Source organism: Proteus genomosp. 6, assembly GCF_040139785.1.
GTDB lineage: Bacteria > Pseudomonadota > Gammaproteobacteria > Enterobacterales > Enterobacteriaceae > Proteus.
Genome location: NZ_JBEEVJ010000005.1, coordinates 103,127 through 114,672, shown reverse-complemented (window position 1 = coordinate 114,672; position 11,546 = coordinate 103,127). Strand labels below are relative to the sequence as shown.

At 36.5% G+C, this 11,546-nt stretch carries 11 protein-coding genes; 9 read left to right on the top strand and 2 right to left on the bottom strand.

The annotated features are described in order from the left end of the window. The first annotated feature begins 122 nt into the window (after nt 1-122). The 3 genes from lolB (at nt 123) to prs (ending at nt 2,668) form a co-directional block, all read left to right on the top strand. On the top strand, nt 123-761 hold the full coding sequence (lolB, locus tag ABN212_RS08155; RefSeq protein WP_198632175.1) for a lipoprotein insertase outer membrane protein LolB: 639 nt from the start codon (nt 123-125) through the stop codon (nt 759-761). Next, nucleotides 758-1,633 (top strand): 4-(cytidine 5'-diphospho)-2-C-methyl-D-erythritol kinase, encoded by an 876-nt coding sequence (ispE, locus tag ABN212_RS08150; RefSeq protein WP_198629995.1) that lies wholly within the window; start codon nt 758-760, stop codon nt 1,631-1,633. Before lolB ends, ispE begins: the two co-directional genes overlap by 4 nt. Before the next feature lie 87 nt (nt 1,634-1,720). Beyond that, a complete protein-coding gene (gene prs, locus ABN212_RS08145; protein WP_036912921.1) occupies nt 1,721-2,668 on the top strand; it encodes a ribose-phosphate diphosphokinase in 948 nt (315 codons plus the stop codon). Nucleotides 2,669-2,906: 238 nt separating this feature from the next. Here prs and ychH read toward each other — a convergent pair whose 3' ends face one another. After that, nucleotides 2,907-3,185 carry a stress-induced protein YchH gene (ychH, locus tag ABN212_RS08140; RefSeq protein ID WP_072068239.1) on the bottom strand — a complete coding sequence of 93 codons (279 nt, stop codon included), beginning with the start codon at nt 3,183-3,185 and terminating at the stop codon, nt 2,907-2,909. Between the two features lie 344 nt (nt 3,186-3,529). On the opposite strand from ychH, the gene pth reads away from it, so the two are divergent. Both pth and ychF read left to right on the top strand, forming a co-directional pair. Beyond that, on the top strand, nt 3,530-4,114 hold the full coding sequence (gene pth, locus ABN212_RS08135; RefSeq protein ID WP_198619972.1) for an aminoacyl-tRNA hydrolase: 585 nt from the start codon (nt 3,530-3,532) through the stop codon (nt 4,112-4,114). A 190-nt stretch (nt 4,115-4,304) separates the two neighbouring features. Further along, a complete protein-coding gene (ychF, locus tag ABN212_RS08130) occupies nt 4,305-5,396 on the top strand; it encodes a redox-regulated ATPase YchF (protein WP_023582042.1) in 1,092 nt (363 codons plus the stop codon). 93 nt (nt 5,397-5,489) lie between these two features. On the opposite strand, the gene ABN212_RS08125 is transcribed toward ychF, so the two are convergent. Next, complete coding sequence (locus ABN212_RS08125) at nt 5,490-7,307, bottom strand: hypothetical protein (protein ID WP_349443096.1); 1,818 nt, start codon at nt 7,305-7,307, stop codon at nt 5,490-5,492. A 271-nt stretch (nt 7,308-7,578) separates the two neighbouring features. Here ABN212_RS08125 and budA point away from each other — a divergent pair, with 271 nt between their 5' ends. The 4 genes from budA (at nt 7,579) to ABN212_RS08105 (ending at nt 11,545) form a co-directional block, all read left to right on the top strand. Next, a complete protein-coding gene (budA, locus tag ABN212_RS08120; RefSeq protein WP_198619969.1) occupies nt 7,579-8,406 on the top strand; it encodes an acetolactate decarboxylase in 828 nt (275 codons plus the stop codon). A 66-nt stretch (nt 8,407-8,472) separates the two neighbouring features. Next, a complete protein-coding gene (alsS, locus tag ABN212_RS08115; protein ID WP_349443095.1) occupies nt 8,473-10,152 on the top strand; it encodes an acetolactate synthase AlsS in 1,680 nt (559 codons plus the stop codon). A 305-nt stretch (nt 10,153-10,457) separates the two neighbouring features. Beyond that, a complete protein-coding gene (locus ABN212_RS08110; protein ID WP_198619967.1) occupies nt 10,458-10,886 on the top strand; it encodes a PPC domain-containing DNA-binding protein in 429 nt (142 codons plus the stop codon). Nucleotides 10,887-10,963: 77 nt separating this feature from the next. Beyond that, entirely contained in the window at nt 10,964-11,545 is a 582-nt protein-coding gene (locus ABN212_RS08105) for an ECF transporter S component (RefSeq protein ID WP_349443094.1), read from the top strand. Nucleotide 11,546: the final 1 nt, after the last annotated feature.

Sequence of the window (11,546 nt, the reverse complement as noted above, 5' to 3'; positions counted from 1 at the left end):
ATAAAAGAGCTTACTTGAGTGATAGGAGATTTCTATACACAATTTAACGAAATATCGTTATATCATAAGGTTTATGATACTCTTTTTTTTAACTAATAACGAATTAAAGGAATGTCTCAGCTATGCGTTCACGCTTTTTTTCAACCAAACAACTCCTGCGCCTTATCCCGCTAACGGCGTTGTTGCTGAGTGCCTGTAATCTAAATCAGATAAAGACTCAAGGTTCGGCATCTGATAATGATGTGCAATGGCAAGCTCGCCAACAAGCATTAAAGAAAATTTCACAATACGAAACCCGAGGCGCTTTTGCCTATATTGAAGATACCAATAAAACCTATGCCCGATTCTATTGGCAAGACAAAGCGGATGAGCGTTATCGCTTATTGTTAACCAATCCTTTAGGTACAACAGAACTCGATTTAAATGTTATGCCTGGTGTAATTGAAGTTACTGATAATAAAGGCAAAAAATATTATAGCGATAACCCTGCTGAGATGATCTACCAACTTACAGGAATGGTTATTCCACTGAAAAATCTGCGTGCTTGGCTTGTGGGTTTACCAGGTGATGCAACTGATTTCGAGTTAGATGCTAATCATTTATTAAAATCTGTCATATTACCTGCACCTGAAGGCGATTGGATTGTGACTTACCAAGCTTATGATTCAAGTACCACACCCAACCTGCCACAACGCCTTGAGCTAAAACAAGGTGAACGCACTATCAAATTAAAAATGGATAACTGGGATATACAGCAATGACACTAAGTTGGCCGTCTCCTGCCAAATTAAATCTTTTTCTCTACATTACGGGAAAACGCCCTGATGGTTATCACAATCTGCAAACGTTATTTCAGTTTTTAGATTATGGCGATACATTAACCATTACACCTCGTGATGATACCCAGTTAACTATCTTGACGCCGATTGATGGCGTAGAAGATAAAGATAATTTAATTATTAAAGCCGCTAAATTACTGCGTGATTATTGTCAACAACATAATATTTCTTTGCAGTATCACGGTGCAGATATCAGTGTTGATAAAAAACTGCCTATGGGAGGTGGTTTAGGTGGAGGCTCCTCTAACGCGGCAACCACCTTAATTGCACTTAATTACCATTGGCAAGCCGGTTTAAGTGATGAAACGTTAGCTGAATTAGGCGTTAGTTTAGGTGCAGACGTCCCTGTTTTTGTAAAAGGTCATGCAGCGTTCGCCGAAGGCGTTGGTGAAATTTTGACCCCCGCAGAGCCAAAAGAGCAATGGTATTTAGTCGCACATCCCGGAATTTCCATCCCAACACCGACAATCTTCACAGATCCAGAATTAAAACGTAATTCTCCTATTCGCTCTCTTGGCGCATTATTAAAGGCTCCGTTTGCAAATGACTGTGAAATGATCGCAAGAAAACGTTTTCGTGAGGTTGAATATCTGCTTTCGTGGCTGTTAGAATATGCACCGTCACGCTTAACTGGGACAGGTGCCTGTGTGTTCGGCGAGTTCGACTCACAAGTTGCCGCCAGTGAAGTGTTAATTAACGCCCCTGAGTGGGTGCATGGATTTGTAGCGCAAGGCGTCAACATTTCTCCTCTGCATTTATTCCGCTCAAGGATACCTGTGTTATTGCACCCGTAAGATGATGTTTACAAACCCTATGTTCATAAACACGTTCTTTACAGGTCAACAATATCTCTCTCTGGACGCAAGCCTGAGGTTTTTCTCGTGCCCGATATGAAGCTTTTTGCTGGTAACGCAACCCCGGAACTGGCTCAACGTGTTGCCAACCGACTCTACACTAGCCTAGGAGACGCGGCTGTAGGTCGTTTTAGCGACGGTGAAGTCAGTGTGCAAATCAACGAAAACGTACGTGGTGGTGATGTATTTATCATTCAATCAACCTGCGCACCTACTAATGATAATTTAATGGAATTAGTGGTCATGGTTGACGCATTACGTCGAGCTTCCGCTGGTCGTATCACTGCTGTTATTCCTTACTTCGGTTATGCCCGTCAGGATCGCCGTGTTCGTTCAGCCCGTGTTCCTATTACGGCAAAAGTTGTTGCGGATTTCTTATCTAGTGTAGGCGTAGACCGTGTTTTAACCTGTGACTTACACGCAGAACAAATCCAAGGGTTCTTTGATGTACCGGTTGACAATGTCTTCGGCAGCCCAATTCTTTTAGAAGATATGCTTCAAAAAGATTTGGACAACCCTATTGTTGTTTCTCCAGATATTGGCGGTGTTGTTCGCGCTCGTGCTATCGCTAAACTTCTGAATGACACTGATATGGCTATCATTGATAAACGTCGCCCTCGCGCTAACGTTTCTCAAGTTATGCACATTATTGGTGACGTTGCTAACCGCGACTGTATCCTTGTTGACGATATGATCGACACAGGCGGTACATTGTGTAAAGCAGCTGAAGCGCTGAAAGAACGTGGTGCTAAACGTGTATTTGCTTACGCGACTCACCCAATCTTCTCTGGTAATGCTGTTGAGAACATCAAAAGCTCTGTTATTGATGAAGTGGTTGTCTGCGATACAATTCCGTTATCAGCAGAAATCAAAGCATTAAATAAAGTCCGCTCATTGACCCTTTCTGGCATGCTGGCTGAAGCAATTCGTCGCATTAGCAATGAAGAGTCAATCTCTGCGATGTTTGAACATTAATTTGTTATAACATTCATTGCAATTTGAGATAACTAAACCCGCTATAGCATTTGTTATAGCGGGTTTTTTGATGTTTTTTTCTAGATTAAGAGAATTTTAGGCAACAAAAAACCCGTTATCATTAAACGGGTCTATAGGTGTATATTACAACGCATAATGACAACTATTATTCACTTAACATCAGTTTTTAATTTCTTGTTATTTTTATCTATTCTGATATTCATTTGTAATAATAACATTATGGATAACGGTGATTGTCATGACGACGATAACGTTCATCATGGTTACGTAACCACCAATATCTTTCTGCTATTGTTTCTCTACCACCAATACGGGCGCCAGCTAACCAAACTAGAGCACCAATAAAAATCCCCATTAAAGAGATATCCGCTAGAAATTCAGGGAGCCCTAATGGGAAAATATGGCTAAGAAGCGTATAACCAAGACTACCGAGCATCACAACCATCCCCGTAGCCATACATAAATTACCGACTGCAAATGCATGTTTATATTTCATGTTGCACCTCCAAGCGCGTCGTCAGACGATTCAACAACAAAATACATCGAATAACCTTTTATTCTTTGCAGTTATTATAGCCATAAATACTAAGAAGTTATTGTCGAAGGGATCACATCGCTCCGAAATTTATTGACAATTCTTAACAAAAAATGTGTTTTTTTCTTTCAAAAGAATAAAATAGCGCCGATTTTGTTATTTTCGCTCTTTTTGTTAAATCAAAAAATTAACATTTCCTCTGCTTATCATTTCAAAAAACATTCTATGTAATCTATTTTGTGCTTCTGAGCTTAGACAGGTAAACTATGGGCTTTCTTTTAAGACGATAACAGTGAAAGGCTATTGTGAGTAAAATTAAACTTATCGTCGGGTTAGCAAACCCCGGTGCAGATTATGCCCAGACTCGTCATAATGCGGGTGCTTGGTATGTTGATTTATTGGCTCAACGCCATCAACAATCTCTAAAAGAAGAGAGTAAATTCTTTGGTTACACTGCGCGTATTAATTTGAATGGTAATGATGTTCGATTATTAGTGCCTACCACTTTTATGAATTTAAGTGGTAAAGCGGTACAAGCAATGGCAAATTTCTATCGCATTGAGCTTGATGAAATTTTAGTTGCACATGATGAACTCGATTTACCACCCGGTGTTGTCAAAATGAAGCTAGGTGGTGGCAATGGCGGTCATAACGGATTAAAAGATATTCAAAGTAAGTTTGCTAATAATCCGAACTTCTATCGTTTACGCATTGGTATTGGTCACCCTGGTGATAAAAATAAAGTGGTTGGTTTTGTATTAGGCAAACCACCCATGAGTGAACAAAAATTAATTGATGACGCTATTGATGAAGCACTTTCATGCACAGAGATTCTCATGCGTGACGGCTATGAAAAAGCCATAAACCGCTTACATAGTTTTAAAGCTTAATCAGCATTAGTAAGCAAACTCAATTACTTTCAAGTTATTAAGTGGGTAAATCACCCTCTTCTTTTGCGCGATTAATCCCTGATGATTTAATCAATCGGGGATTTGCTCTATAATAGCGCCAAATTTTTTTTTAACAGCACACAACAGGAACACTCCCTCCTGTTGTTTTTATGTGACAAGGTGAACGTTTATGGGATTTAAATGTGGTATCGTCGGTCTACCTAACGTAGGGAAATCTACACTGTTTAATGCCTTAACTAAGGCAGGTATTGAGGCAGCCAACTTCCCATTCTGTACTATTGAGCCAAACACAGGTGTTGTTCCAATGCCTGATCCTCGCTTAGATAAATTAGCTGAAATTGTTAAGCCACAGCGTATTTTACCTACAACAATGGAATTCGTTGATATTGCGGGTTTAGTAAAAGGCGCATCTAAAGGCGAAGGTTTAGGTAACCAATTCCTAACTAATATTCGTGAAACTGAAGCGATTGGCCATGTGGTTCGTTGTTTTGAAAACGACAATATCATTCACGTTGCGGGCAAAGTTGATCCTGCTGAAGATATCGAAACTATCAATACTGAACTTGCCCTTTCTGACTTAGATACCTGTGAACGTGCAATGCACCGTAATCAGAAAAAAGCGAAAGGTGGCGATAAAATTGCTAAAGCAGAAATGGAAGTGTTAGAAAAATGCTTACCGCATTTAGAAAACGCGGGCATGTTACGTGCTTTAGATTTAACTGAAGAAGAAAAAGCGACTATTCGTTATTTAAGCTTCTTAACGTTAAAACCAACAATGTATATTGCAAACGTTAATGAAGATGGTTTTGAAAATAACCCTTACCTTGAAACCGTTCGCAAAATCGCAGAAGCAGAAGGCTCTGTGGTTGTTCCTGTTTGTGCTGCGATTGAAGCAGACATTGCTGAATTAGAAGATGCTGAGCGTGAAGAGTTTATGCAAGATTTAGGCATCGAAGAGCCCGGTTTAAACCGTGTTATCCGTGCGGGTTACGCATTACTGAACTTACAAACTTACTTCACTGCGGGCGTTAAAGAAGTACGTGCATGGACAATACCAGTAGGTGCAACTGCGCCACAAGCCGCAGGTAAAATCCACACTGACTTTGAAAAAGGCTTTATTCGCGCTCAAACTATCGCTTATAACGATTTTATCACTTACGGTGGTGAGCAAGGTGCAAAAGAAGCGGGTAAAATGCGTGCAGAAGGTAAAGAGTATATTGTTCAAGACGGCGATGTGATGAACTTCTTGTTTAACGTGTAATTCTCGTTATTACAAAAAATACATTTTCTTAATTAAACCCCAAAAGTTGATCTCCAGCTTTTGGGGTTTTTATGCTTTTGCAGTAAATAAGTATTATCTCCACTGTGGTGGTATCATCTTATTAAAAATAGAAGCACAGCGCATTTCTCCATATGCTCTCATTCGGAAATAAAGACCAGTTGTTTCAGTGGTCTCTTTACCGCTTCCCACTAAATCAGACATAAAATCATAATAATCATAGCCCATTAATTTTGCATTTAATTTATTAGCTTTATCTATTAATGCATAAGCATAAAGTTTCAATACTTGAGGTGACTTATTTCCCAAGCCAAATACATCGTTAGATGCATATTTAACAAATATAATTGCAAGGCACAGTAAGTATTTAGACTTTTCTTTATCCTTTAACCCGTTCAATTCAAAAATGTCACATATTTGTTGATAATGTTTATTTTTGAGTGATGTCATTGAAATATTGGTTTCTGGGATATCTATTAATTCTTTTAAAACCAAATATATTTTAGTTTGCTCTTTCTGATCACGATCAATTAATTTGTCATTAACCTGAATATGATTACCAATGAAAGCAGAATTGAATCCTTCAGCGTAACTATCAAAATTTGATGCTAGTTTCTTAAATTTCTCACTCAGAGCAAAATCATTATAATTCTCTTTAAAGATCTTAAAATCTTTATTAAATAAAACATAAAGATTGCTTTCGTTAACCTTCTGCAATATTTTATCGTTATAAAGATAAAATGAATTCCACTGTGTATCCGCTTTTTTAAGGTCGGCAAATAGCATTTTATTTAATTCGTTATAGCTTGTCACCATCGTTTTATTTTCATTAATAATAATTATATTATTAGCGTCTTTATTATCCCAATCAACCTTTTCATCATTAACAGTTTTATGCTTTTCATAAAAGGATCTTACCCTTTCTAATTTAAGATATTTATCATATAAAGTTCTAGATTTTTCTTGAATATTTCTGTCATCATGATAAAGAGCGACTGCCATTAAATTAATAAATTTTTTATTATTTTTCAATAGGAAATCATCCTGTTCTTGATCATTAAAAAACTTGGAAATAATATCCAGATATAACGATACGTGCTTTAGTGCTATATGTTTTTCATTATTATTAGTTAGAGTTAATTGATCAAGCAAAGATTTAACAGAATCTCTAATCTCTTTATCTTCCAAATAATATTCTTTTGAAAAAATGTAATCCAGAAATGAGTCAATATGTTGTACATTTACATAATTTTTATCCCAATAATGCACTGCTTTGATTAATTTCTTGACGAGATTTATTTTAATATCAGAATATTTATCATCAATACTTCTGAGAGTATTAAGTATTGCTTTCTTAGCCGGATCATCAATTATTTTTTCACCTATACACACTCTATCCATATATTTTATTTTTTTAAATTTTATTTGCGCACCATCAAGCTTGGCATTCGAAAAATCAGCATCATTTGCCTTGATTTTAGTTCCACTCAAATCACTATTTGTAAATTTCGATCTCTCCAAAAAATAACTACTTAAATCAACATTGGAAAGATCATAATTTGAAAAATCCATATTTACTTTAGAGAATTCATAATGAAATTTTTTTAAAGTTTCAAAACCTTTATGCCTAATATCTTTATCTTGATATGTTTTTCTTTGCTCAATTCCAGCTAATTTTCCAAGCAGTTTTTGGTATTTAATGGCTTTATTTATATTAAGTTCTTGATCCTTCTTTTTATAACAGAAATTACACTCAACAGTTGTTAACTTTATATTCAATATCTTTCTTGCGAAAGATAAGTTCTTAAAAGAAGGATGATAATCTGCCAGATCAACAGCGGCTGTAGTATCCTTAGCTAAATGAGCCTTTAGATATGTAAATACTATATTCATAATGGTAGCCTATATAATTAATTATGTATCGTAAGTGACGATAACAAGCATTTATGATTTCTACTTTTATAAAGCAACCACCATTCAAATAACTTAAAAGAAACCATTCAAATAACTTTATAAAATAATCACCACACACATCTAAAAAATAGTAAATTATCATTAATATTTTAATAACAATAAAAACATTTGAATTTTTTATTCACGAGACTAATAATTAAATTGATAGTCAATTAATGACCATCTTTATCAAATAAGGATCAGTTGCATTATGAATTATAATTTAAGCCATAATATGCGAGATAATAGCGATATAGCCCATAATAAAAATAGTAGTTGTCAATGTAGCCAAGAGATAGTAACCAATCTAAATAATTATATTAATAATCATCCCGAATGTACTATTTATCAGAATTCATTAATGAGCAGCTTAATTGCCGGCGTTTATGATAGTGATGTTACTATTGCTGATTTATTAAAACAGGGTGATTTTGGTTTGGGCACCTTTAATCAACTTGATGGTGAATTAGTTGCTTTTGATAACAACGTTTTCCAATTACGTTCTGATGGCAGTGCCCGTAAGGCATTAGACTCTCAAAAATCCCCTTTTGCTGTGATGACCTTTTTTAATTCTGATATTGAACATTCGTTTTCTTACGGCGCCTCACAACAAGAAATACATAATACAATCAATCAGTATGTTCCTTCTGATAATCTTTTTTGTGCAATTAAAATTGAAGGCGAATTTGAATTAGTCAAAACACGTACTGTTCCTCGCCAAGAGCCTCCTTACCTTCCCATGTTAGAAGCAATAAAAAATCAACCTATTTTCACGTTTCATAACGAAACCGGTATTATTGCAGGCTTTCGTTCACCACAATTTACTCAAGGAATAAATGTTGCTGGTTTTCATGAACATTATATAAATCAACAACGCCAAGGTGGTGGTCATGTTCTTGATTACTATTTAAAATATGGCACCTTAAAAATCGGTGTTATTTCTCGCCTTACCATCGACTTACCCTGCCAAGCTACGTTTCTGCAAGCTAACTTAATGCCAGACAATCTGCATCAGGCAATAGAAAAAGCTGAAAATTAATCTAGAAGCCTCTTAGCTTTATTACCCGCTTGTATTTTATTCACTTGCAAACTCAAAGAAGGTTATATGAACACTCATCATTGGAAATGTGGTGCAGATTTAGTCGTCAAACAATTAGAGCAACATGGCATCAAACAAGTATTTGGTATTCCGGGTGCAAAAATCGATCGTGTATTCGATTCGCTTGTTGATTCAAATATTGAAACTGTGGTTGTTCGTCATGAAGCGAATGCGGCATTTATGGCTGCGGCAGTCGGACGCTTAACGGGTAAAGCGGGAGTCGCTATCACTACATCAGGGCCAGGATGTTCTAATCTTGCAACTGGCATTGCAACGGCAACTTCTGAAGGTGATCCGTTAGTCGCATTAGGCGGTTCAGTAAAATCGGCGGATAGATTAAAACTGGTTCATCAGAGTATGGATACCGTTACCATGTTTAATCCTATCACTAAATTTTGTGCTGAAATTGATTCCTCAAAATCAATCTCTGAAATAATGGTCAATGCGTTTCGTCATGCAGAATCAGGAAGACCTGGCTCTGCTTTCTTAACATTTCCAATGGACATTTTAAATAATGCTGTTGATAGCCCAATATTAGTGCCTAAATCTAAATCTAATCTGGGTGGAGCAAACAATGATGCAATAAAAGAAGCGGTTACCTTATTATTAATGGCAAAAAACCCTGTCATTTTATTAGGTTTGCAGGCGAGTTATCCTGATAATGCATTATCACTGCAAAAACTACTCGATATTTGCCCTCTCCCAATTGTGGGAACTTATCAATCAGCAGGCGCTATCGCTCAACGCCATTTTCCTTTATTTGCTGGTCGCATAGGTTTATTTAATAATCAGCCAGGCGATGAATTACTTTCCCATGCTGATTTAGTCATTACGTTAGGTTATAGTCCAATCGAATATGAACCTTCATTATGGAATCACAACAATGCCAATATTATTCATATTGATGAAATTCCAGCTGAAATAGATCTAGCTTATTGCCCTGATTTAGAATTAACCGGCAATATCAAACTAACTCTCGATAATTTAACTCAGCGTTTCGCTAAACAATCCACATCTCAAATTACACTCTCAAATAACACTCGTCAGGTTTTAGAAAAAATTCGCCAGCAAAGAGAAACGCTGCAACAAAATAGTTATTTTAGGCAAGGTAGTCCTATTCACCCTTTAACCATTATTCATGAGATGCAAGATATTATTGATAACGATGTAACACTGTGTATTGATATGGGGAGTTTTCATATCTGGTTAGCTCGTTATCTTTATAGTTTTAGAGCAAGACAAATGCTGATTTCTAATGGTCAACAAACTATGGGTGTTGCATTGCCGTGGGGAATTGGTGCCTCTTTTGTTCGTCCTTCTGACAAAATTATTTCTGTTTCTGGTGATGGTGGCTTTATGCAATCTTCAATGGAATTAGAAACTGCGGTTCGTTTAAATACAAATATCCTACATATTATCTGGGTGGATAACGCTTATAATATGGTCGAAATGCAAGAAAAGGAAAAATATGGTCGTTATTCTGGCGTGAAATTTGGCGCAATTGATTTTAAACGTTACGCGGAATCCTTCGGAGCTAAAGGGTTTTCTGTTGAATGTGCTTCTCAATTACGTAGCGTTTTACATGAAGCAATGGCTGTTGATGGCCCTGCTGTTCTTGCTATTCCTGTCGATTATAGTGATAACGCTAAATTAATGGAACATATTGATTATAATTTGATTATTTAGTTATCTTACTTAAACGCCCTATTTAGAAAAATAAGGATGAACATTCTCCTTTCATCCTTATGCCCTCCTTTGTTTTTCCATATTTTATTCTTTTGATACAAAACAATTTCATTGTTAATAAAAAGTTATTATCTATTTCCTCTTTCGTTTTTTTTATTAATAATACATTATGCGAGTTTTGTGCATAAAAATGAAAGTAGATAATAAAAATAAACTAAGTCTTATCTTATCTGAAACGGTCATTTTAGTGCTTACAATAACCATAATAAATTAAATATAGACATTCAGTTATTAGGATAATCACCATGCCACACACCTCATTACTTTATTCCAATTCTCGATTTATTCCACTTCGCCTTCTCCCTAATGAAGATGTGATTATGGCATTACGACAGATGATTAAAGAACAAAACCTGAAATCGGCATTTATTGCAGGTTGTGTGGGCAGTTTAACAGATGTGGTATTACGCTTTGCAGGACGTGAAGAAAATCGCTATCTTACGGGTAAATTTGAAATTGTTTCACTAATTGGAACATTAGATGACCAAGGTGAACATTTGCATTTAGCGGTTTCAGATGAAAATGGATTAATGTGTGGTGGACATATGATGCCAGGTTGTACAGTGCGCACAACGCTAGAACTCGTTATTGGTGAGTTAGAGCAAGTGACTTTTAGCCGTCAGCCTTGTGAACACTCTGGTTATGAGGAGTTGGTCATCACACCGCGTAAATAGCCTTTTTATAAAAAGAGCGTTATTGATGCAGAATAATAAAACCAATAGTCACTATCCTTTGTAAAGGTTTTTAAACTATGTCTACAACTCCTCTAATTTCGAGCCGTACTCTTGTGCTCATTGTTGTTTCTATTGCAATAAATATGATCGGTGGTCAAATCACCTCAATGGTCAAACTTCCTATCTTTTTAGACTCCATCGGCACGCTTATCTGTGCCTTATTAGGTGGTCCATGGGTTGCATTATTTACTGGATTATTAACCAACCTGTTATGGGGATTAATTAGTGGCCCAATGGCTGCTGCATTTGCACCTGTTGCCATGATGATAGGATTAAGTGCAGGTTTATTAGCGCGTGCTGGTGGTTTTCGTTCATTAACTCGAGTTATTGGCTCAGGTATTATTATTACTTTAGCGTTAATGGTTGTCGCTGTTCCAATTCGGACTTATTTATTTGGTGGTGCCACAGGCAGTGGCGCAGATTTCTTTGTCGCTTATTTTCATGCGGTTGGTGAAGGGCTTATTGAATCTGTTGCAATTACTGTTTTAGGTGCAAATCTCGCCGATAAAATATTATCAGCGATTATTGCTTGGTTATTAGTACGTCAATTACCACAAAAAACACAACGCAACTTCCCTGCAATGGCTAAGGTTCGCTAAT